Below are 21,840 nucleotides of genomic sequence, written 5' to 3' on the forward strand. Positions count from 1 at the left end.
TTGCACTTTTGAAAGATTTTAAATCCCATTTCAGATTCAGCAAACAAGAACGAAATGGGATTTTCTTTTTATTGTTGCTAATCGTACTGCTTCAGTCTATCTATTTTCTTTTCAAGATACAAAACAACAAAGGCAGTCAAAGAGTTGTTCTAGATGTTATAGCGCAGCATCAGATTGATAGCTTGAAACAATTAGCGGTGGCCAATGCCACTCCAAAAATCTACCCATTTAATCCAAACTTCATTACGGATTATAAAGGATACATCTTAGGAATGTCGACCCTGGAAATAGACCGACTGCTTGAATTCAGGAAGACAGGAAAATATGTAAATTCAGCTTCGGAATTTCAAGAGGTGACCCATGTTTCAGATTCACTGCTTTCCAATATTTCACCTTTTTTCAAATTTCCTGAATGGACGCAAAAGAGAGCAAAGACCAATACTTCCTCAACCCATTATTCAAATAAAAACAAACAACCCATAGTATCAAGTGCCATCCTTGATTTGAACAAAGCCTCAGCAGAACAGCTCATGCAAGTCTATGGCATTGGGGAAAAGCTATCGGTACGAATTGTTAGATTTAGGGATAGATTGGGAGGTTTTTTGGTGAATGAACAGTTGTATGATGTGTATGGATTGAATACTGATGTTGTTGAAAGAATTATTGAGCGTTTTCAAGTAATTCATCCTCCAGAAATAAAAAAAATTATGATTAACTCAGCAACAGCTGTAGAGATAGCTCGCTTGGTGTACATAAGTCCTGCTCAGGCCAAGGAAATTGTAAGATATCGCGAAGAAAACGGGTCTATCAGATCGTCAAACGAATTGACCGCTATGTTTAACGTTTCTAAGGAAAGGATTGACAGAATTGGATTATATTTGTCCTTTGAAGAAGAATAGTAGAAAGTTATGGTTGATACCTATTTTAGTGAAGAGCATCGTTTGTTTCGTGAAAGTCTAAGAGACTTTTTGCAGAAAGAAGTAGTTCCACATGTTGACGATTGGGAAAAAACAGGTGTAATTGACCGTTCCATTTGGAACAAATTTGGGGAAATGGGCTATTTGGGACTTAAATACCCAGAAGCGTATGGAGGTCTTGAGTTGGATTTTTTCTACACGGTTATTTTATTGGAAGAATTGCAAAGAATCAATTCAGGTGGATTTGCTGCTGCCATTTGGGCACATATCTATTTGGCGATGTCCCATTTGAATACGGAAGGAGATGAAAGAATCAAAAATGAATACCTAGCTCCCAGCATTATGGGAGACAAAATAGGATGTTTGTGTATTACAGAACCTTTTGGAGGTTCGGACGTGGCAGGTATGCGAACCACTGCGGTAAAAATGGATGACCACTATGTGGTTAATGGTTCAAAAACATTTATTACGAATGGTTTTTACAGCGATTACCTGGTGGTTTCTGCCAAAACCCAACCGGAATTGGGCAATAAGGGAATAAGCATTTTTCTTATCGAACGTGATACCCCAGGAGTAACCGCCACCAAGCTGGATAAGTTAGGATGGAGAGCATCGGATACTGCAGAGATAGCTTTTGATAACGTGAAAATTCCTTTTGAAAACCTAATGGGAGAGAAGAACAAAGGTTTCTCTTATTTAATGCAACATTTGGATTTGGAAAGATTGGTAATGGGCATAAATGCTCATGCTAGAGCCGAGTTTGCCCTTGAATATACCTTGGAATATATGAAGGAGCGTACGGCTTTTGGAAAGTCCTTGGATACCTTCCAGGCCCTCAGGCATACTATGGTAGAGCTGACTTCCGAGATGGAAATGTGCAAAAACTACAATTATATGGTGGCCAACCAATTGAATCAAGGTATTTATTCTGTAAAAGAGGCAACCGTATCAAAATTAATGTCCACTAAAATGGCGGATAAAGTAATTGATGGATGTCTTCAGATGTTGGGTGGATATGGATACATGGAGGAATATCCTTTGGCCAGAATGCTCAGAGATAGTCGATTGGGAAGAATAGGAGGAGGAACTTCAGAAATCTTGAAAGAGATACTGGCGAAAATTATGGTGGATAAAAAAAGCTTTGCCCCGGTTCCACAGAATTAAATTTTAGGCCAAGAGTATTTCACAATTCAAATTAAGTCATATCTTTGCCGTCCAAAATCTAAAAGAAAGGAGGTTGTAGCCCATGTTGATAATACCAGTAAAAGAAGGAGAAAATATAGATAGAGCTTTAAAACGTTTCAAGCGAAAGTTTGATAAAACCGGCACCATGCGCCAGTTGCGTACAAGACAACAATATACTAAGCCTTCTGTAAAGCGAAGAGCTGTGGTGCAAAAGGCACAGTATATTCAAAGCCTTAGAGATAGCGAGGAAATATAAAGCTACATCTAACGATATATATGGCATCCCTTGTAGAAATTCTGCAAGGGATGTTCTTTTTTGGACATATTGTAATTTGATACCTTTGGTATATGTCCGCTAAAGCATTTCTTGAATATTTAAGCCTCGAAAAAAACTATTCCCGGCATACGTTGATTGCTTACCAAAGAGATTTGGAGATGTTTGGTCAGTTTTGCTCCGATGAATACCATAAGGAAACCATAGATGAGGTACCCTATGCCGTAGTACGTAGTTGGATTGTACAATTGGCGGATAGTGGATTGACCAATAGAACAATCAATCGTAAAGTATCTTCATTAAATGCATACTACAAGTTTCTTCAGAAAACAGGTGAGATTGTATCTTCTCCTTTAGCGAAGCACAAAGCGTTAAAAACCAAAAAGAAAATGGAGGTGCCTTTTTCAGAGATAGAGATGGACAAGGTCTTACAACAGATACCTTTCAACAACGACTTTGAGGGTTGGAGAGATAAACTGATAATAGAAATGCTGTACGCCACAGGAATACGGAGAACAGAATTGATCAATCTTAAGCTAGGTGATATTAATTGGGCTACCAAGACCATAAAAGTATTGGGCAAACGAAACAAAGAACGTATCCTACCCCTTTTGCCTAATGTGATTTCTGCAATGGAGCACTATTTGGATGCCCGTGGAAAGCTTGAAAAGGTCCAAGATGAAGCGTTCTTATTTTTAACCGAAGGGGGGCTGAAAATTTACGAAACACTTGTTTATCGCACTATAAATAAGTATTTTAGTTTGGTATCTCCTAAAGTAAAAAGAAGTCCACATGTCCTTAGACATACCTTCGCAACACATTTACTAAACCAAGGAGCTGATTTAAATGCTGTGAAAGAGTTGTTGGGCCATGCAAGCTTGGCGTCTACACAAGTGTACACCCATAATAGCATAGCTGAGCTAAAAAAAGCACACCTCAAGGCCCACCCAAGGAACAAGAAGTAAGTCTCTTGTTAAAGTTTAATCTGTCTACCTCTTTTGGTGGCCCTAAAAACAAAAACCATATGAAAGTAAATGCACAATCTGTAAATTTTGTGGCGGATGGAAAATTGATTGATTTCGTTCAAAGACGAATGGATAAGCTCGATCAATTCTATGACAAGGTCATTAGCTCTGATGTCTATTTGAAGGTGGACAACACCAGTGCAAAAGAGAATAAGATTGTGGAAATTAAATTGTTGGTGCCAAGGGATAAATTCATCGTAAAAAAGCAGTGTAAATCCTTTGAAGAAGCAGTCGATTCTGCATGTAATTCTTTAGAGCGACAACTAGTGAAAAAGAAAGAAAAATTAAGGGCTAAAGCCTAATCAAAAATTTTTCAAAATTATTTTGAATAAACAAATAAAACGCTACATTTGCAGTCCGTTAGAAATAGCGGACTTTTTTATGCGTAAAAAAGTGGCAAAATGCCGATATAGCTCAGCTGGCTAGAGCAGCTGATTTGTAATCAGCAGGTCGTGGGTTCGAGTCCCTCTATCGGCTCGTAAGATACTGAAAATAAGGCGGGGAGATACTCAAGCGGCCAACGAGGACAGACTGTAAATCTGTTGGTTTTCACCTTCGCAGGTTCGAATCCTGCTCTCCCCACAAAAAGTTGTTTGTGAAACAACTTGAAAAGGGAAGTTTTTTGAAATATTGAAATTGTTTTGGACTTGTTCCAAAAAATAATGCGGGAGTAGCTCAGTTGGTAGAGCGTCAGCCTTCCAAGCTGAATGTCGCCGGTTCGAACCCGGTCTCCCGCTCCAAAGATGAATTTCAAAACCTGAATAGGGTGAGAAGTTTATCCCGAGCGAAGCCGAGGGAAACCCGGCTTGCCCGTCTGAAATGAAATGAAGGCGGGTCTCCCGCTCTAAAGACGATAATGTCATTCCTGCGAAGGCAGGAATCTCTTCCTTTAAAAGGAACTTTAAAGGTAGTGGATTCAACACTTTACGCCGGTGTAGCTCAGGGGTAGAGCGTTTCCTTGGTAAGGAAGAGGTCACGGGTTCAAATCCCGTCATTGGCTCGAAAACGATTTGTACACTAATATAAACTAAGATTAAAATTATTTAAAAATGGCAAAGGAAACTTTTGATCGTTCCAAACCGCACTTAAATATTGGTACTATTGGACACGTTGATCATGGTAAAACTACATTGACTGCTGCTATTACTACTGTTTTAGCTAACGCTGGTTTGTCTGAGCTTCGTAGCTTCGATTCTATCGACAACGCTCCTGAAGAAAAAGAAAGAGGTATTACTATTAACACTTCTCACGTTGAGTATCAAACTGAGAACCGTCACTACGCTCACGTGGACTGTCCAGGTCACGCGGATTACGTAAAGAATATGGTTACTGGTGCTGCTCAAATGGACGGTGCCATCTTGGTTGTTGCTGCAACTGATGGTCCTATGCCACAAACTCGTGAGCACATCCTTTTGGGTCGTCAGGTAGGTATTCCAAGAATCGTTGTTTTCTTGAATAAAGTTGACATGGTTGACGATGATGAGCTTTTGGAATTGGTTGAAATGGAGGTAAGAGAATTGCTTTCTTTCTACGAGTATGATGGTGACAATGGTCCTGTTATCGCTGGTTCTGCATTAGGTGCTTTGAACGGTGAGCAAAAATGGGTTGACACTGTTATGGAGTTGATGGCTGCTGTTGATGAGTGGATTGAGCTTCCAAAAAGAGATATCGACAAGGATTTCTTGATGCCTGTTGAGGATGTATTTACCATCACTGGTCGTGGTACTGTTGCAACAGGTCGTATCGAAACTGGTGTCGCTAACACAGGTGATGCTGTTGATATTATCGGTATGGGTGCTGAAAAATTGGCTTCTACAATCACAGGGGTTGAAATGTTCCGTAAGATTTTGGATAGAGGTGAAGCTGGAGATAACGTTGGTATCCTTTTGAGAGGTATTGAAAAATCCGATATCAAAAGAGGTATGGTAATCTGTAAGCCAGGTTCCGTTAAGCCACACGCTAAGTTCAAAGCTGAGGTTTATATCCTTAAGAAAGAAGAAGGTGGTCGTCACACACCATTCCATAACAACTACCGTCCTCAGTTCTACGTTCGTACAACTGACGTAACAGGAAACATCAATCTTCCTGATGGAGTTGAAATGGTTATGCCTGGTGATAACTTGACTATTACAGTTGATTTGATTCAGCCTATCGCATTGAGTGTAGGTCTACGTTTCGCTATCCGTGAAGGTGGTAGAACTGTAGGAGCTGGTCAGGTAACTGAAATCCTAGATTAATTATTTTATATAAAGTATTGCACTAAAGGGTGTCCGTCAAATGGCGGATACCTTTCAGTGTAAATATAAACGGGTGTAGCTCATCTCGATTTTTCGAGTGAAAGAACGCCAAAAAACGGGCGTAGCTCAGTTGGTAGAGCACTGGTCTCCAAAACCAGGTGTCGGGAGTTCGAGCCTCTCCGCCCGTGCTGAATGAAATTATGAAGCCGATCAGGCGAGAAGTTTATCCTGAGCGTAGTCGAAGGAAGCCTCTCCGCCCGTGCAAGAAAATACAGTTATTGTTATGTTGACATATGTAAAAGAGTCTTTCGAAGAATTGAAAAATAACGTAACCTGGTTAAACCGGGAAAAGGCATCTAATCTTATGGTAGTTGTTGCCGTTTTTTCCATTCTTTTTGCCCTAGCAACTTGGGGAGTGGATTCTTTGTTCAGTAAGTTGATCACATTGTATTTTGAAAAAGTAATAGGATAGTTCGATATGTCAGAAGTTCTTGAGAAAAAATGGTATGTAGTACGAGCTGTCAGTGGCCAAGAGAATAAAATCAAAGGCTACATTGAGAGTGAGGTAGAGAGAAATGGTTTTGGTGATTACCTGGAAGACGTTTTGGTTCCTACTGAGAAAGTAGTTCAAATCAGAAACGGAAAGAAAATCAATAAGGAAAGGGTTTACTTTCCTGGGTACATCATGATTAAGGCCAATTTGGGAGGTGAAATGGTGCACATTATTAAATCCATCACGAATGTGATTGGGTTTTTGGGTGAAACCAAAGGTGGAGATCCTGTGCCATTAAGAAAGTCTGAAGTGAATAGAATGCTTGGAAAAGTGGATGAATTGGCGGTTAACACAGATAACGTTGCCATTCCATTTGTTCTTGGTGAGACGGTAAAGGTTATTGATGGACCTTTCAATGGTTTCAATGGAACTGTTGAGAAAATCAATGAAGAAAAGCGTAAGCTAGAGGTTATGGTAAAGATTTTCGGAAGAAAAACACCATTGGAACTCAGCTACATGCAAGTTGAAAAAATTTAATCAGAGGTCTGATGTCAGATTTCTGAAGACTGAAAAATAATAGAGCTGTTACATATAAAAAGTTGTGTTGCTTCCAATTGACACACTTTTACATTTAATTAGAAACAATGGCAAAAGAAGTAGATAAGGTAGTTAAATTACAAGTTAGGGGAGGTGCTGCGAATCCATCGCCACCGGTTGGACCCGCCTTAGGTGCTGCTGGTGTTAACATTATGGAGTTCTGTAAGCAGTTTAATGCGCGTACACAGGACAAACAGGGCAAAGTATTGCCGGTTGTTATCACCGTTTACAAAGACAAATCTTTCGAGTTTGTTGTAAAAACACCACCCGCGGCAGTTCAATTGATGGAAGCAGCTAAGATTAAAAAAGGATCTGGCGAACCTAACAGGGTAAAATCAGGTAATGTTTCCTGGGATCAAGTAAAGCAAATCGCTGAAGATAAAATGGTCGATTTGAATGCATTTACTGTTGAATCAGCAATGATGATGGTTGCTGGTACTGCGAGATCTATGGGACTAAAGGTATCTGGAAAAAGACCTTTTTAATCGTAAAGCAATTTTATAATGGCAAGATTAACGAAAAAGCAAAAAGAAGCCCATTCCAAAATTGACAGGAATAAATTGTATTCCTTGGAAGAGGCATCAGCTTTAATAAAAGAAATTACCAATGTAAAGTTTGACGCTTCCGTTGATTTGGCAGTTCGTTTGGGTGTAGATCCAAGAAAAGCCAATCAGATGGTTCGTGGTGTGGTAACACTTCCTCACGGAACAGGTAAAGAAGTTAAAGTTTTAGCATTGGTGACCCCAGACAAAGAAGCAGAGGCTAAAGAAGCTGGTGCTGATTTTGTAGGGTTAGACGAATATTTGGATAAAATCAAAGGGGGATGGACTGACGTTGATGTCATTATCACCATGCCTAGTGTTATGGGTAAACTAGGACCTTTAGGTAGAATTTTAGGACCAAGAGGTTTGATGCCCAATCCAAAAACCGGAACTGTGACAATGGATGTGGCTAAGGCCGTAACTGATGTTAAGGGAGGTAAAATCGATTTTAAAGTGGACAAAACTGGAATCGTGCACGCAGCAATTGGTAAATCATCTTTTTCAGCAGATAAGATTGCTGGAAACGCCAAAGAATTGATAGATACTTTGGTGAAATTGAAGCCCGCTGCAGCGAAAGGAGTATACATGAAGAGTATCTACCTTTCCAGCACAATGAGTCCCAGTGTTCAATTAGATCCAAAAGCAGTTTAATAACTGGTAGCTCAATAATTTAATTATGACAAGAGAAGAAAAAGCAATCGTAATAGAGGACTTGACTGCACAGTTGGCGGATAATGCCAATATTTATTTGGCGGATATTTCCGGTTTGGACGCCGTTGCCACTTCTAACCTTAGAAGAGCATGTTTCAAGGCGAACATTAAGCTTGCAGTAGTGAAGAATACCTTGCTTGCAAAAGCAATGGAAGCTTCAGATAAGGAGTTTGGTGAACTTCCCGAAGTATTGAAAGGCAATACCTCTTTGATGTTGTCCGAAACTGGGAATGCACCAGCAAAACTTATCAAAAACTTCAGAAAGAAATCCGATAGGCCTTTACTTAAAGGCGCTTTTATTGAAGAAGCAATTTACGTAGGGGATGAAAACCTGGATGCACTTGTAAATATCAAGTCCAAAGAGGAAGTTATCGGGGATATCATTGGATTGTTGCAATCCCCAGCCAAAAACGTTATTTCTGGTCTTAAGTCCGGAGGTGGTAAGTTGGCAGGTATCCTTAAAACCCTTTCTGAAAAATAATTCGCGCACAATAACTAAGTATATTTTAAAAATTTGATTAAACGATAGAAAAATGGCAGATTTAAAAGATTTTGCAGAACAGTTGGTTAACCTAACCGTAAAAGAGGTAAACGAGTTGGCTGACATCCTAAAAGAAGAGTACGGTATTGAGCCTGCTGCTGCTGCAGTTGCAGTTGCTGGTGGTGGTGCCGCTGCTGGAGGTGGTGAAGAAGCCGCTGAAGAAAAGTCAGAATTTGACGTAATCCTTACCGCAGCTGGTGGTTCTAAATTGGCTGTAGTTAAGTTGGTTAAAGAACTTACAGGTCTTGGATTGAAAGATGCTAAAGAAATCGTTGATAGTGCTCCTAAAGCTGTTAAAGAAGGAGTTGCTAAAGACGAAGCTGAAGGTATCAAAAAATCTTTGGAAGAAGCAGGAGCAGAAGTTGAGCTTAAATAATAGCTTTTACCATACAAATTGGGTTAAGGTCTTTCCATAAAATGGTTAGACCTTAGCCTGTTTTTACAGCTATGTGTGATGGTACACATGACCCACTAGAGAATTCACTATCAAAAATTGTCCATTGATGTTCACAAATCATACTGAAAGAGTAAATTTCGCATCCGCTAAGAACATACCGGAATACCCGGATTTCTTGGACATTCAGATTAAATCGTTTCAGGACTTTTTCCAGCTTGAGACCAAATCTGACGAGAGAGGAAATGAAGGGCTCTACAACACCTTCATGGAAAATTTTCCAATCACGGATACCAGAAACCAGTTTGTACTGGAATTCTTGGATTATTTTATAGATCCACCTAGATACTCCATCCAAGAATGTATTGAAAGGGGTCTGACCTATAGCGTTCCTTTAAAGGCTCGTTTGAAATTATATTGTACAGACCCAGAGCACGAAGATTTCGAGACCATTGTACAGGATGTATATTTAGGGACTATTCCCTACATGACTCCAAGTGGTACATTCGTAATCAATGGTGCCGAAAGAGTAGTCGTTTCTCAGTTACACAGATCTCCAGGGGTTTTCTTTGGACAATCGTTCCATGCGAATGGAACCAAATTGTACTCTGCAAGGGTAATTCCATTCAAAGGATCTTGGATTGAATTTGCTACTGACATCAATGGCGTGATGTACGCTTATATTGATAGAAAGAAAAAATTACCCGTGACCACACTTTTCCGCGCTATCGGATTTGAGCGTGATAAGGACATTTTGGAGATTTTTGACCTTTCTGAGGAAATCAAAGTATCCAAAGCAGGACTTAAAAAAGTGTTGGGCCGAAAATTGGCGGCAAGGGTATTGAACACATGGCATGAGGATTTCGTGGATGAAGATACCGGAGAGGTAGTTTCCATTGAAAGAAACGAAATCATTCTTGATCGTGATACTATTCTTGAAAAAGAGCACGTAGATGAAATCTTGGATGCTGATGTCAAAACTATTCTTCTGCATAAAGAAAATAGTTCACAATCGGACTATGCTATCATTTACAATACGTTGCAAAAAGATCCTACCAACTCTGAAAAAGAAGCGGTAGAGCACATCTATAGACAATTACGTAACGCTGAGCCGCCTGATGAGGAAACTGCCCGTGGAATCATCGACAAGCTGTTCTTCTCTGACCAACGATATAATTTGGGAGAAGTTGGGCGTTACCGAATGAATAAAAAACTCGGTCTAGATATTGGAATGGACAAGCAGGTCTTGACCAAAGAAGATATCATTACCATAATTAAATATTTGATCGAGCTGATCAACTCCAAAGCGGAGATTGATGATATCGATCACTTATCTAACCGTCGTGTAAGAACCGTAGGAGAACAATTGTCCTCTCAGTTTGGAGTTGGTTTGGCGCGTATGGCACGTACCATCCGTGAGCGTATGAACGTTCGGGATAATGAGGTATTTACACCTATTGATTTGATTAACGCAAAGACCTTGTCTTCTGTTATCAACTCATTCTTTGGTACCAACCAGCTATCCCAGTTCATGGATCAAACCAATCCATTGGCTGAGATTACGCACAAAAGAAGATTATCTGCCCTTGGGCCAGGTGGTCTTTCCAGAGAAAGAGCAGGTTTTGAGGTTCGTGACGTTCACTACACGCACTACGGAAGACTTTGTCCAATTGAAACTCCTGAAGGACCAAACATTGGTTTGATTTCTTCTCTAGGTGTTTTTGCCAAGGTTAACCCTATGGGATTCTTGGAAACTCCTTATAGAAAAGTTGAGGATGGTAAAGTAAACACTAAAGAGTTTACATACCTGAGTGCAGAAGAAGAAGAAGGAATGAAAATAGCTCAGGCTAACATTCCAATGAAGGAAGATGGAAAGATTGATTCTGACAAGGTAATTGCACGTGAGGAAGGGGATTTCCCAGTAGTTGACCCAAGCGAAGTAAACTATACGGATGTTGCTCCAAACCAGATTGCTTCCATTTCTGCTTCTTTGATTCCTTTCTTGGAACACGATGATGCAAACCGAGCTTTGATGGGATCAAACATGATGCGTCAGGCAGTTCCTTTGTTAAGACCAGACTCTCCAATTGTTGGAACTGGATTGGAAAGACAAGTTGCTACGGATTCTAGAGTATTGATTAATGCTGAGGGTGACGGGGTAGTGGAATACGTAGACGCTCAGAAAATCACCATCAAGTATTCCAGAAGTGAACAAGAAAGATTGGTAAGCTTTGAAGAGGACTCCAAGACCTATAACTTGGTGAAATTCAGAAAAACAAATCAAGGTACTTCCATCAACTTGAAGCCTATCGTAAGAAAAGGGGACAAGGTGAAAAAAGGACAAGTTCTTTGTGAAGGATATGCCACACAGGCTGGAGAGTTAGCACTTGGTAGAAACATGAAAGTAGCTTTTATGCCTTGGAAAGGGTATAACTTTGAGGATGCTATCGTGATTTCTGAAAAAGTGGTTCGCGAGGATATATTTACTTCTATCCATATTGATGAATATGCCCTTGAGGTACGAGATACCAAATTGGGTGCTGAGGAATTGACAAATGATATTCCAAACGTTTCGGAAGAGGCCACCAAGGACTTGGATGAATATGGTATGATTCGTATTGGAGCAGAAGTAAAACCTGGTGATATTTTGATTGGTAAGATTACCCCTAAGGGTGAATCTGACCCAACACCGGAAGAAAAATTACTTCGTGCCATTTTTGGTGATAAAGCAGGGGATGTAAAAGATGCTTCCTTGAAAGCCTCTCCATCTTTACGTGGTGTGGTAATCGACAAAAAGTTATTCTCTCGCTCCATCAAGGATAAGCGTAAGCGTTCTGAGGATAAAGAGGCTATTTCCCGATTGGAAATGGACTACGAAGTGAAATTCCAACAATTGAAAGACGTTTTGGTCGAAAAACTCTTTGGGTTGGTAAGTGGAAAAACTTCACAAGGTGTTATGAACGATTTGGGAGAGGAAGTTCTTCCAAAAGGAAAGAAATACACCATTAAAATGTTGAATTCTGTTGATGATTTTGCTCACTTGGTGAGTGGAAGCTGGACGACGGATGAGGACACAAATGCTTTGGTTGCTGACTTGTTGCACAACTATAAGATTAAGTTGAATGATATCCAGGGTAACCTAAGAAGGGACAAATTCACCATTTCCGTGGGGGATGAACTTCCTGCGGGTATCATGAAATTGGCCAAGGTATATATCGCTAAAAAGCGTAAGCTAAAAGTGGGTGATAAAATGGCAGGACGTCACGGTAACAAAGGTATAGTTGCACGTATCGTTCGTCAGGAGGATATGCCTTTCTTGGAAGACGGAACACCTGTGGATATTGTATTGAATCCACTTGGGGTGCCTTCTCGTATGAATATTGGTCAGATTTATGAAACGGTTCTAGGTTGGGCTGGTCAGAAATTGGGTAGAAAATATGGTACACCAATTTTTGATGGAGCTACATTAGACCAAATCAATGCTTTGACTGATGAAGCTGGAGTTCCAAGATTTGGTCATACACACCTTTATGATGGTGGTACAGGTCAACGTTTTGACCAAGCCGCTACGGTTGGGGTTATCTACATGTTGAAATTAGGTCATATGGTAGACGATAAGATGCACGCCAGATCTATTGGACCGTACTCATTGATTACGCAACAGCCATTGGGTGGTAAAGCCCAATTTGGTGGTCAGCGATTTGGTGAGATGGAGGTTTGGGCTCTTGAGGCCTATGGTGCTTCTTCTACCTTACGAGAAATCTTGACCGTGAAGTCAGATGATGTAATTGGAAGAGCCAAGACCTATGAGTCCATTGTAAAAGGTGAGACCATGCCGGAACCTGGATTGCCAGAATCTTTCAACGTATTGATGCACGAACTTAAAGGTTTGGGCTTGGATATCCGTTTGGAAGAGTAGAATTTATTTTAAAGCATTTAATCATAATTATCTCATAGCATTATGGCTAGATTAAAAGATAACAACGTACCAAAAAGGTTTGATAAAATTTCCATCGGATTGGCTTCTCCAGAGTCTATCTTGGCAGAATCCCGTGGAGAAGTATTGAAACCTGAAACCATTAACTACAGAACGCACAAACCAGAGCGTGATGGATTGTTCTGTGAGCGTATTTTCGGTCCTGTAAAGGATTACGAATGTGCCTGTGGAAAGTATAAGCGTATCCGTTACCGCGGAATCGTTTGTGACCGATGTGGTGTAGAGGTTACCGAGAAAAAGGTACGTAGGGACCGTGTGGGACATATCAACTTGGTGGTGCCAGTAGCGCACATCTGGTATTTCCGTTCGCTTCCTAATAAAATAGGATACCTTTTGGGATTACCTTCCAAAAAGTTGGATATGATTATCTATTATGAAAGATATGTTGTCATCCAGCCGGGTATTGCAAAAGGTCCAGAAGGTGAAGAAATCAATAAAATGGATTTCTTGACCGAGGAGGAATACTTGAACATCTTGGAATCCATTCCAACAGAAAATCAGTATTTGGAAGACTCTGACCCTAACAAGTTTATCGCTAAGATGGGAGCAGAGTGTTTGATTGATTTGTTGGGTAGAATTGATTTGGAGCAGTTGTCTTATGAATTGAGACACAAAGCAAATACTGAAACCTCAAAGCAGCGTAAAACTGAGGCTTTAAAACGTCTTCAGGTGGTTGAAGCGTTCCGTGAGTCACAGGAAAACCGTGAAAACCTTCCAGAGTGGATGATAATGAAAGTAGTTCCGGTAATTCCACCAGAATTGCGTCCATTGGTTCCTTTGGATGGGGGTCGTTTCGCTACTTCAGATTTGAACGATCTATACCGTAGGGTAATTATCCGTAACAATCGTTTAAAACGATTAATGGAAATCAAAGCCCCAGAAGTTATTCTTCGTAACGAAAAAAGGATGCTTCAAGAAGCTGTGGATTCTCTTTTCGATAATACAAGAAAAGCTTCTGCGGTTAAAACTGAATCAAACAGACCACTGAAATCTCTTTCAGATTCCTTGAAAGGGAAGCAAGGTCGTTTCCGTCAAAACCTGCTCGGTAAACGTGTGGATTATTCCGCTCGTTCCGTAATCGTCGTTGGACCGGAAATGAAATTGTATGAGTGTGGTCTTCCTAAAGATATGGCCGCCGAGCTGTACAAGCCTTTTGTAATCCGTAAACTGATTGAAAGAGGTATTGTAAAGACGGTTAAGTCTGCCAAAAAGATTATTGACAAGAAAGAACCTGTGGTTTGGGATATCTTGGAAAATGTGCTTAAAGGTCACCCAGTTCTATTGAACCGGGCCCCCACATTGCACCGTTTGGGAATCCAAGCGTTTCAACCCAAATTGATTGAAGGTAAGGCGATTCGTTTGCACCCATTGGCATGTACCGCGTTTAACGCGGATTTCGATGGTGACCAAATGGCGGTACACCTTCCATTGGGACCAGAAGCTATTTTGGAAGCACAATTATTGATGTTGGCTTCCCAAAACATTTTGAACCCTGCAAATGGTTCACCAATTACTGTTCCTTCGCAGGATATGGTTTTGGGTCTATACTACATGACCAAAGAAAGAAAGTCTACCCCTGAAGTGCCTATCGAAGGAGAAGGATTGACTTTTTACTCTGATGAAGAGGTGGTTATTGCCTTTAATGAAGGTAAGGTAGACCTGAATGCCGGTATCAAGGTTCGCGTAAAAGACTTTAACGAAGAAGGAGAATTGGTGCCTCAAATTATTGAGACCACTGCTGGTAGGGTTTTGTTCAACAGCGTTGTGCCAGAACAAGCAGGATACATAAATCAGGTCTTAAATAAGAAAGCGCTTAGAAACATTATTGGAGATATCCTTGCAGTTACTGATGTGCCTACCACAGCTGAGTTCTTGGATAAAATCAAGACTATGGGATATGAATTCGCTTTCAAAGGTGGATTATCCTTCAGTTTAGGGGATATTATTATTCCAGCGGAGAAACATGAAATGATTGCTGATGCCAACGAACAGGTTGATGGAATCATGATGAACTATAACATGGGTCTAATCACTAACAATGAGCGATACAACCAAGTTATTGATGTTTGGACTTCTACCAATGCCATGTTGACTGAATTGGCCATGAAGCGAATTCGTGAAGACCAACAAGGATTCAACTCGGTATATATGATGTTGGATTCTGGGGCAAGGGGTTCTAAAGAACAGATTCGTCAGTTGACCGGTATGCGTGGATTGATGGCCAAGCCGAAAAAGTCTACTGCTGGGGGTGGTGAGATTATTGAAAACCCGATTCTTTCCAACTTTAAGGAAGGACTATCGATTTTGGAATACTTTATCTCAACACACGGTGCACGTAAAGGTCTTGCGGATACGGCGTTGAAAACTGCGGATGCAGGATACTTGACACGTCGTTTGGTGGATGTTTCACAGGATGTTATCATCAACATTGAAGATTGCGGTACCTTAAGAGGAATTGAGGTTGAGGCCTTGAAGAAGAATGAAGAGGTGGTGGAAACCCTAGGAGAGCGTATTCTTGGTCGAGTTTCTTTGAATGATGTATACAATCCGCTTACAGAGGAGTTGTTGGTTAAAGCCGGACACGAAATTTCTGAAGCTGAAGTGAAAAAGATTGATGCCGCTCCAATCGAGAAAGTGGAAGTTCGTTCACCGCTAACTTGTGAAGCGCCGAAAGGTATCTGTGTATTGTGTTACGGTAGAAACCTAGCTACGAACAAGATGGTTCAGCGTGGGGAAGCGGTAGGTGTTGTTGCTGCACAATCCATTGGAGAGCCTGGTACGCAGTTGACCTTGAGAACATTCCACGTGGGTGGTATTGCTGGTAACATTTCTGAGGACAACAAATTGGAAGCCAAGTTTGACGGTGTTGCAGAAATTGAAGACTTGAGAACAGTGGTTGGAGAAAATAGCGAAGGCGAAAAAGCCAATATCGTAATCTCCAGAACTTCTGAGATAAAGGTTGTGGATACCAATACAGGTATTACCCTAAGTACAAATAATATACCTTATGGGTCTCAGTTGTTTGTAAAGAACGGTGATAAAATCAAAAGTGGCGACGTAATTTGCCAATGGGATCCCTACAACGGTGTAATTGTTTCTGAATTCACTGGACAAATTGCCTATGAAAACATTGAGCAAGGGGTGACCTATCAGGTTGAAATTGATGAGCAGACTGGATTCCAAGAAAAGGTAATTTCCGAATCTAGAAATAAAAAGCTTATCCCAACCCTTTTGATTAAGGACGGTAAAGGAGAAACATTACGTTCCTACAATTTACCTGTTGGTTCACACATTATGGTGGATGATGGTGATAAGATTAAGGAAGGAAAAACTTTGGTGAAGATTCCACGTAAATCTGCTAAAGCAGGAGATATTACAGGTGGTCTTCCAAGAGTTACTGAGCTTTTCGAAGCACGTAATCCTTCTAACCCAGCTGTGGTTTCGGAGATTGATGGTGTAGTTTCCTTCGGAAAAATCAAGAGAGGTAACCGCGAGATCATCATCGAATCCAAAACAGGTGAAATCAAGAAGTACTTGGTGAAACTGTCCAACCAGATTTTGGTTCAGGAAAATGACTATGTACGTGCGGGTATGCCGTTGTCCGATGGATCAATTACTCCAGAGGATATTTTAGCTATCAAAGGACCATCAGCTGTACAACAATACTTGGTAAACGAAGTGCAGGAAGTATATCGTTTACAAGGGGTGAAAATCAATGACAAGCACTTTGAGGTAGTGGTACGTCAAATGATGCGCAAAGTACGAATTGAGGATTCAGGGGATACTACTTTCTTAGAGAATCAATTGGTACACAAAGACGATTTCATCCGTGAAAACGATGAGATTTTCGGTAAGAAAGTCATTGAGGATGCGGGAGAATCTGAAAACCTTAAAGCAGGTCAAATAGTTACCGCTCGTGAGCTACGGGATGAAAATTCCATTTTGCGAAGAGAGGATAAAAACTTGGTTACAGCGAGGGATGCTGTTGCCGCTACGGCGACTCCAATTCTTCAAGGTATTACACGAGCCTCATTACAGACTAAATCATTCATTTCCGCGGCCTCTTTCCAAGAGACTACCAAAGTATTGAACGAAGCGGCTGTAAACGGTAAAGTGGATACCCTCGAAGGTTTGAAAGAGAATGTAATTGTTGGGCACAAAATTCCGGCAGGTACAGGTATGCGAGATTATGACAGCATCATTGTTGGCTCGAAAGAGGAGTATGATGAAATCATGGCTCGAAAAGAGGAATTTAAATTCTAAATCACAATAAACCCTGGCCAATCGGTCAGGGTTTTCTTTTTGTGGTTATTAATTTCGTTCTTGAATGAGGATTTCTCAGAAATAACTGTAAATCAAGCGGAATTGCGTTTTGCAGAGCAAAAAAGAGCATGAAGCGTTCAGATTTATCAGTGGTTTTGTGACGAAATCACAAAAATTTCCTAGAAATCATCTTGAATTTTTGGTTCGTTTTGTTTCAAGACAAAATGAACAGATTCAATTGCGTTACAGAAATGATACTTAAATAGATAAAAGAAAATAGAATGGCTGAAAATGATAAAAATCAAAAACAAATCAATATTGAATTGGATGAAAAAACGGCAGAAGGAATTTATTCCAATCTTGCTATCATAAACCATTCTGTTTCCGAATTTGTTGTCGATTTCATAAGTATGATGCCGGGAGCTCCCAAGGCAAAGGTGAAAAGCAGAATAGTCTTGACTCCGCAGCATGCCAAGAAATTTCTAAAAGCTTTAAATGATAACGTGGCGCGCTTTGAAAAAGCCCACGGAACCATCAAGGATTACGAACAACCTCCTATTCCACTGAATTTTGGACCGACTGGAGAAGCATAAAAAAAGCCTGAACAAGTGTTCAGGCTTTTTTTTTGTACAACATGCTCTATCGCAGCCAGCTTTTTTGAATGCCTTTGTTGGAAAAGAGAATTAATAAAACCCCTACAATAAAAACAGTGGTTGGCATCGCATAGGAGTTGGGAAATACTTCCGGCGCATTCTGAATAAAAAGCCAGTTCACAAATTGCGCCACTAGGGTTATCAATGAAATAATAAAAAGTGGCTTTGCCCACTTTTTTCGAGCTAAAAGGCCTATTGACGCAACTACAGCGCTAATGGTAGCTATACCAAAACAAATGGTAGCCCATAAAGGAATAGCTTCAAAAAGCTCTCTCTGTTCTTGATTTAAGGTTTCTAGAATGGCAACTTGGTCAAAGGTTGATATGTAGAAGTTATATAATCCAAATAAATTCCATAGAAGTGCCAATACACCGATTACCCAGAACCAAATAGGTGGTTTGATACTTGAAGACATATGAGTTTGTTTAATTGGTTAAATATCAGAAATGTACAAAAAACTGCGTGTATAAAGTCCAACTACTGGAAGTAAGGCACAACAACATTGCCTCATAAAGGTTCATGTAATCTCAAGGAATTAGTTTTCTAGTTTGTCATTTTAACCAATTGCTTCGGCCAAGGGTCATTAAACTCGTACCCATCTTTCCACAGTTCGATTTCCTCATCGGTAAGAAAACAGGTCTTTAAAGCATTGGTAAATCTATCTACCTGTGTATTGTCCCCAATTACCGTCAGGTCACAATGACGATCGCCAAAACGACCAGGTTCTTTGGCCAGCATTTCTTTCAAAAGCTGTATCTCCATTTCGGACAGTCCATTTTCCTCGTCTTCAACAATTCCCGAACGCCATGATCCAATGATTTCCAAACTAATACTGCCGGCAGCTTGATTCCATAACAAGGAGTACTTATCTCGGCTAGCAAGCCAAAAAAACCCTTTGCTGCGATAAATTCCCTTATCCAGATATTGATGGCAGATTTCCCAAAGACGTTGCGGGTGAAATGGTCGGTCATCTTTAATAACTCTCGTTGCTAAATTATAAGGCCTATCTCCTTCTTCCTCAGCAGCTAAAACGGGTTCTAGCTCATCAACTAATTGGGCTATCCGGAAATAGTCGTATTCTTGAAGTTCAAGTAATGATTCGATAGCCAGTTTTCCGTAGTGGACAGAATGTACGGTTGAAAAAGGATTTATCTCTTGAATATATGACGCAATATCCGGTAGTTTATCCGTATTGATACGGTCTGCTTTGGTGAGTAGCAAATGACTGCAAAATAGAATTTGCTCAACCAGTAAGTTTACGGTATCCCTTCTGTTTTGAACAAGATTCTTTTGCATTTGTGGTACTAAATCCTGGCCATAGTTATAGTCATGCGCTAGCATCAAGCTATCTACAAGTACGAAGACCCCCGTTAACTTGACCTGAATATGATTCTTAAAATAGGCTACAAGCGGCATGGGATGACAACTCCCAGAGGTTTCAATGATTATTAATTCCGGATCTTGACTGGAAAGTAATCTAGTAATTGCCTTATCTAGCTCCTGTATTCCCTTTTGACTACTAAGTACAACGGAGTGAATAGATTCTAGGATACCCTTGTTTTCTTCAACCAGATCCGTAATGCCAAGTAACTCTCCGTCTACATCCAACTCACTCATATCATTGACAATGGCACAAACCGGGATATCCTTCTTTTTTGACTGGGATAAAAGGTTTCTAAAGAGTGTCGTTTTACCTGACCCCAGAAATCCGTTTAAAATGACCACCGGTATTTTTCTTGATGTTGTCATAGCCTAAAACTTTTGTTTTGGTGAAGTGGAACTAAAAATTTGTATCAGTACCATTCACCTAATTAAATAGTGCCACTTTTTTTGATTGAAAGCATATCTTTTCAATAAGATACAACGTAAATCAGGTTTAAACACTATAGTTTACTATTCAAATTCAGAAGTAAAATGTAGTTGAACTGAAGGGTATTTCTGTTGGGTCATTTGCAAGGAAAATTGCGAATCTGCCAAAAAGACCATTTGCCCTTGCTTATCAGTGGCTAAAAACTTTTGTTTTACACGCTTAAATTCCTTGAATTCTTCATTGTTTTCATCATCCGCTTCTACCCAGCACGCCTTGTACACTGGAAAGTTCTCATAAGTACATTTGGCCCCATATTCGTGCTCCAGGCGATATTGGATAACTTCATATTGGAGAGCGCCAACAGTTCCAATAACCTTTCTACCATTCATTTCCAAAGTAAACAACTGGGCCACCCCTTCATCCATCAACTGGTCAATTCCCTTGTTCAATTGCTTTGCTTTCATGGGGTCCGCATTATTGATATAGCGAAAATGCTCTGGGGAAAAACTAGGGATTCCCTTATAATTTAATTTTTCTCCACTGGTAAGCGTATCCCCAATTTTAAAATTACCAGTATCATGCAATCCCACGATATCGCCAGGGAAGGAAACATCAACAATCTCCTTCTTTTCAGCAAAAAAGGCATTAGGACTAGAGAATTTCAATTTTTTGTCATGGCGGACATGCAAATAAGGTGTATTGCGTTCAAAAGTCCCAGAAACTATCTTGATAAAGGCCAGTCTATCTCTGTGTTTAGGGTCCATATTAGCATGTATTTTAAATACAAACCCAGAAAAATCCTTTTCCGAAGCCTCCACTAAGCGCTCTTCAGCCATTTTTGCTCTAGGTGATGGTGCTATTTGAATAAAACAATCCAACAACTCGCGAACCCCAAAGTTGTTTAAGGCTGAGCCAAAGAAAACAGGCTGTTGTTCTCCATTCAAATAGGCTGAGTTGTCAAACTCCGGATAAACCCCGCTTACCAATTCCAAGTTATCCCTCAATTCCTCAGCAGCAGACTCACCAATAATATTTTCGAGCTCTGGACTTTCTATATCATCGAAAGCTATGGTTTCTTCGATATTTTGTTTGCTATTTCCACTAAACAGGTTGATGTTTTTTTCGAAAATGTTATAAATGCCTTTAAAATCGTAACCCATTCCGATGGGAAAGCTCAAGGGAGTTACAGCAAGCCCAAGTTTTTGTTCCACTTCGTCCAGAAGGTCAAAAGCATCTTTTCCTTCGCGATCCAATTTGTTGATAAAGACAATCATCGGAATGTTTCGCATTCTACATACCTGGACCAGTTTTTCCGTTTGTTCCTCGACACCCTTAGCTACGTCGATAACGACTATTACGCTGTCCACGGCAGTTAAGGTTCTAAAAGTATCTTCTGCAAAATCTTTATGCCCCGGTGTATCAAGAATATTGATTTTCTTATTCTTGTAAATGAAAGCAAGAACGGAAGTGGCTACAGAAATACCACGTTGCCTTTCAATCTCCATGAAATCACTTGTGGCAGATTTCTTTATTTTATTATTTTTTACTGCACCAGCCTCCTGAATGGCACCGCCAAAAAGTAAAAGTTTTTCCGTTAAAGTGGTTTTACCAGCATCAGGGTGGGAGATGATTCCAAAGGTCCGTCTGCGTTCTATTTCCTTATTAAAATCCATCCAAAAAATTTCGGCAAAAATAAGCTAAATATTGGGTATTGGAACAGAATCCTTGGTCTTAAGGGATTGTTGAAAGAATGCAGAAAAAAAAGAATATAAAAACGATTTTTTAGAAAAAAGTGGGGTATTTTACTCCTTCGTAAACAAGCTCAATTATCCGTTTAAAAATCCAAAGCGAGATTGAATACGTATCCATATATGTGGTAAGTAATGATGTGTAAATGGTACTTTATCGATTAAAGTAGGCGAAATCTTTCAAATACTTTAATTATGTGGTTCGGTTTATACAAGCCATACGAAAACTACATTTTTAGGACAAGAATGCCCCAATTCTTATTCTGCATTTAGCCTCAAAGCCATGGTGATATTTTGAACACTAACTATATCACATGGAAAAAAGATCTCTATTGCCCAATAAACTAAGAGTTCTTTGTTTAGGCATTGTTTGTTTTGTCAACATATCGTTTGGCCTAAATGATAAAACTAAGGATAATATCTTTTCAACATTCTGGGATACGGTTTCATACA

At 40.1% G+C, this 21,840-nt stretch carries 18 protein-coding genes and 5 tRNA genes; 20 read left to right on the forward strand and 3 right to left on the reverse strand.

Going from position 1 to position 21,840, the window contains the following annotated elements; translation table 11 throughout:
* Positions 1–8: 8 nt before the first annotated feature.
* The 20 genes from ACSLUF_RS04970 to ACSLUF_RS05065 all read left to right on the forward strand — a co-directional run bounded on the left by ACSLUF_RS04970 (position 9) and on the right by ACSLUF_RS05065 (position 17,769).
* Positions 9–899 (forward strand): ComEA family DNA-binding protein, encoded by an 891-nt coding sequence (locus ACSLUF_RS04970; protein ID WP_435625030.1) that lies wholly within the window; start codon positions 9–11, stop codon positions 897–899.
* 9 nt (positions 900–908) lie between these two features.
* A complete protein-coding gene (locus ACSLUF_RS04975; protein WP_435625031.1) occupies positions 909–2,081 on the forward strand; it encodes an acyl-CoA dehydrogenase family protein in 1,173 nt (390 codons plus the stop codon).
* 82 nt (positions 2,082–2,163) lie between these two features.
* Positions 2,164–2,358, forward strand: a complete 195-nt coding sequence (gene rpsU, locus ACSLUF_RS04980) for a 30S ribosomal protein S21 (RefSeq protein WP_435625032.1) — start codon at positions 2,164–2,166, stop codon at positions 2,356–2,358.
* 92 nt (positions 2,359–2,450) lie between these two features.
* Entirely contained in the window at positions 2,451–3,341 is an 891-nt protein-coding gene (locus ACSLUF_RS04985) for a tyrosine-type recombinase/integrase (RefSeq protein ID WP_435625033.1), read from the forward strand.
* 59 nt (positions 3,342–3,400) lie between these two features.
* On the forward strand, positions 3,401–3,703 hold the full coding sequence (gene hpf / locus ACSLUF_RS04990) for a ribosome hibernation-promoting factor, HPF/YfiA family (RefSeq protein ID WP_435625034.1): 303 nt from the start codon (positions 3,401–3,403) through the stop codon (positions 3,701–3,703).
* Positions 3,704–3,804: 101 nt separating this feature from the next.
* Positions 3,805–3,878, forward strand: a tRNA-Thr gene (locus ACSLUF_RS04995).
* A gap of 22 nt (positions 3,879–3,900) precedes the next feature.
* Positions 3,901–3,983, forward strand: a tRNA-Tyr gene (locus tag ACSLUF_RS05000).
* An 82-nt stretch (positions 3,984–4,065) separates the two neighbouring features.
* A tRNA-Gly gene (locus ACSLUF_RS05005) sits at positions 4,066–4,141 on the forward strand.
* 188 nt (positions 4,142–4,329) lie between these two features.
* A tRNA-Thr gene (locus tag ACSLUF_RS05010) sits at positions 4,330–4,401 on the forward strand.
* A 49-nt stretch (positions 4,402–4,450) separates the two neighbouring features.
* The gene (gene tuf, locus ACSLUF_RS05015; RefSeq protein ID WP_435625035.1) at positions 4,451–5,638 is read left to right on the forward strand and encodes an elongation factor Tu; all 1,188 of its coding nucleotides are present in this window, start codon (positions 4,451–4,453) and stop codon (positions 5,636–5,638) included.
* Positions 5,639–5,753: 115 nt separating this feature from the next.
* A tRNA-Trp gene (locus ACSLUF_RS05020) sits at positions 5,754–5,826 on the forward strand.
* Positions 5,827–5,921: 95 nt separating this feature from the next.
* Positions 5,922–6,110 carry a preprotein translocase subunit SecE gene (gene secE, locus ACSLUF_RS05025; RefSeq protein ID WP_435625036.1) on the forward strand — a complete coding sequence of 63 codons (189 nt, stop codon included), beginning with the start codon at positions 5,922–5,924 and terminating at the stop codon, positions 6,108–6,110.
* Positions 6,111–6,116: 6 nt separating this feature from the next.
* Positions 6,117–6,668: a transcription termination/antitermination protein NusG gene (nusG, locus tag ACSLUF_RS05030; protein WP_297915399.1), complete on the forward strand. Its 552-nt coding sequence runs from the start codon at positions 6,117–6,119 to the stop codon at positions 6,666–6,668.
* 107 nt (positions 6,669–6,775) lie between these two features.
* A complete protein-coding gene (gene rplK, locus ACSLUF_RS05035; RefSeq protein WP_435625037.1) occupies positions 6,776–7,213 on the forward strand; it encodes a 50S ribosomal protein L11 in 438 nt (145 codons plus the stop codon).
* An 18-nt stretch (positions 7,214–7,231) separates the two neighbouring features.
* Positions 7,232–7,921, forward strand: a complete 690-nt coding sequence (rplA, locus tag ACSLUF_RS05040; protein ID WP_106147917.1) for a 50S ribosomal protein L1 — start codon at positions 7,232–7,234, stop codon at positions 7,919–7,921.
* A gap of 25 nt (positions 7,922–7,946) precedes the next feature.
* On the forward strand, positions 7,947–8,462 hold the full coding sequence (rplJ, locus tag ACSLUF_RS05045; protein ID WP_106147919.1) for a 50S ribosomal protein L10: 516 nt from the start codon (positions 7,947–7,949) through the stop codon (positions 8,460–8,462).
* A gap of 52 nt (positions 8,463–8,514) precedes the next feature.
* The gene (gene rplL / locus ACSLUF_RS05050; RefSeq protein ID WP_106147920.1) at positions 8,515–8,898 is read left to right on the forward strand and encodes a 50S ribosomal protein L7/L12; all 384 of its coding nucleotides are present in this window, start codon (positions 8,515–8,517) and stop codon (positions 8,896–8,898) included.
* A 127-nt stretch (positions 8,899–9,025) separates the two neighbouring features.
* Positions 9,026–12,835, forward strand: a complete 3,810-nt coding sequence (rpoB, locus tag ACSLUF_RS05055) for a DNA-directed RNA polymerase subunit beta (protein ID WP_435625038.1) — start codon at positions 9,026–9,028, stop codon at positions 12,833–12,835.
* A 42-nt stretch (positions 12,836–12,877) separates the two neighbouring features.
* The gene (gene rpoC, locus ACSLUF_RS05060) at positions 12,878–17,176 is read left to right on the forward strand and encodes a DNA-directed RNA polymerase subunit beta' (protein WP_435625039.1); all 4,299 of its coding nucleotides are present in this window, start codon (positions 12,878–12,880) and stop codon (positions 17,174–17,176) included.
* Positions 17,177–17,457: 281 nt separating this feature from the next.
* A complete protein-coding gene (locus ACSLUF_RS05065) occupies positions 17,458–17,769 on the forward strand; it encodes a DUF3467 domain-containing protein (RefSeq protein ID WP_249970905.1) in 312 nt (103 codons plus the stop codon).
* A gap of 46 nt (positions 17,770–17,815) precedes the next feature.
* Here the strand turns inward: ACSLUF_RS05065 and ACSLUF_RS05070 are convergent, their stop codons facing one another.
* The 3 genes from ACSLUF_RS05070 to ACSLUF_RS05080 all read right to left on the reverse strand — a co-directional run bounded on the left by ACSLUF_RS05070 (position 17,816) and on the right by ACSLUF_RS05080 (position 21,312).
* Positions 17,816–18,244: a hypothetical protein gene (locus tag ACSLUF_RS05070; RefSeq protein WP_435625040.1), complete on the reverse strand. Its 429-nt coding sequence runs from the start codon at positions 18,242–18,244 to the stop codon at positions 17,816–17,818.
* A gap of 128 nt (positions 18,245–18,372) precedes the next feature.
* Positions 18,373–19,578 carry a CobW family GTP-binding protein gene (locus ACSLUF_RS05075; RefSeq protein WP_435625041.1) on the reverse strand — a complete coding sequence of 402 codons (1,206 nt, stop codon included), beginning with the start codon at positions 19,576–19,578 and terminating at the stop codon, positions 18,373–18,375.
* A 144-nt stretch (positions 19,579–19,722) separates the two neighbouring features.
* Positions 19,723–21,312, reverse strand: coding sequence for a peptide chain release factor 3 (locus ACSLUF_RS05080; RefSeq protein ID WP_435625042.1), 1,590 nt, complete (start codon positions 21,310–21,312; stop codon positions 19,723–19,725).
* Between the last annotated feature and the right edge of the window lie 528 nt (positions 21,313–21,840).

The sequence above is a fragment of the Flagellimonas sp. genome (assembly GCF_965601775.1).
Classification (GTDB): Bacteria; Bacteroidota; Bacteroidia; order Flavobacteriales; family Flavobacteriaceae; genus Flagellimonas.

Coding starts and splice junctions, on each gene's coding strand:
- rplA (WP_106147917.1), top strand. CDS start 7,232: ATGGCAAGATTAACGAAAAAGCAAAAAGAAGCCCATTCCAAAATTGAC.
- nusG (WP_297915399.1), top strand. CDS start 6,117: ATGTCAGAAGTTCTTGAGAAAAAATGGTATGTAGTACGAGCTGTCAGT.
- ACSLUF_RS04975 (WP_435625031.1), top strand. CDS start 909: ATGGTTGATACCTATTTTAGTGAAGAGCATCGTTTGTTTCGTGAAAGT.
- rpoC (WP_435625039.1), top strand. CDS start 12,878: ATGGCTAGATTAAAAGATAACAACGTACCAAAAAGGTTTGATAAAATT.
- ACSLUF_RS05065 (WP_249970905.1), top strand. CDS start 17,458: ATGGCTGAAAATGATAAAAATCAAAAACAAATCAATATTGAATTGGAT.
- tuf (WP_435625035.1), top strand. CDS start 4,451: ATGGCAAAGGAAACTTTTGATCGTTCCAAACCGCACTTAAATATTGGT.
- rplK (WP_435625037.1), top strand. CDS start 6,776: ATGGCAAAAGAAGTAGATAAGGTAGTTAAATTACAAGTTAGGGGAGGT.
- rplJ (WP_106147919.1), top strand. CDS start 7,947: ATGACAAGAGAAGAAAAAGCAATCGTAATAGAGGACTTGACTGCACAG.
- ACSLUF_RS05070 (WP_435625040.1), bottom strand. CDS start 18,244: ATGTCTTCAAGTATCAAACCACCTATTTGGTTCTGGGTAATCGGTGTA.
- secE (WP_435625036.1), top strand. CDS start 5,922: ATGTTGACATATGTAAAAGAGTCTTTCGAAGAATTGAAAAATAACGTA.
- hpf (WP_435625034.1), top strand. CDS start 3,401: ATGAAAGTAAATGCACAATCTGTAAATTTTGTGGCGGATGGAAAATTG.
- rplL (WP_106147920.1), top strand. CDS start 8,515: ATGGCAGATTTAAAAGATTTTGCAGAACAGTTGGTTAACCTAACCGTA.
- rpoB (WP_435625038.1), top strand. CDS start 9,026: ATGTTCACAAATCATACTGAAAGAGTAAATTTCGCATCCGCTAAGAAC.
- rpsU (WP_435625032.1), top strand. CDS start 2,164: ATGTTGATAATACCAGTAAAAGAAGGAGAAAATATAGATAGAGCTTTA.
- ACSLUF_RS05080 (WP_435625042.1), bottom strand. CDS start 21,312: ATGGATTTTAATAAGGAAATAGAACGCAGACGGACCTTTGGAATCATC.
- ACSLUF_RS04985 (WP_435625033.1), top strand. CDS start 2,451: ATGTCCGCTAAAGCATTTCTTGAATATTTAAGCCTCGAAAAAAACTAT.
- ACSLUF_RS05075 (WP_435625041.1), bottom strand. CDS start 19,578: ATGACAACATCAAGAAAAATACCGGTGGTCATTTTAAACGGATTTCTG.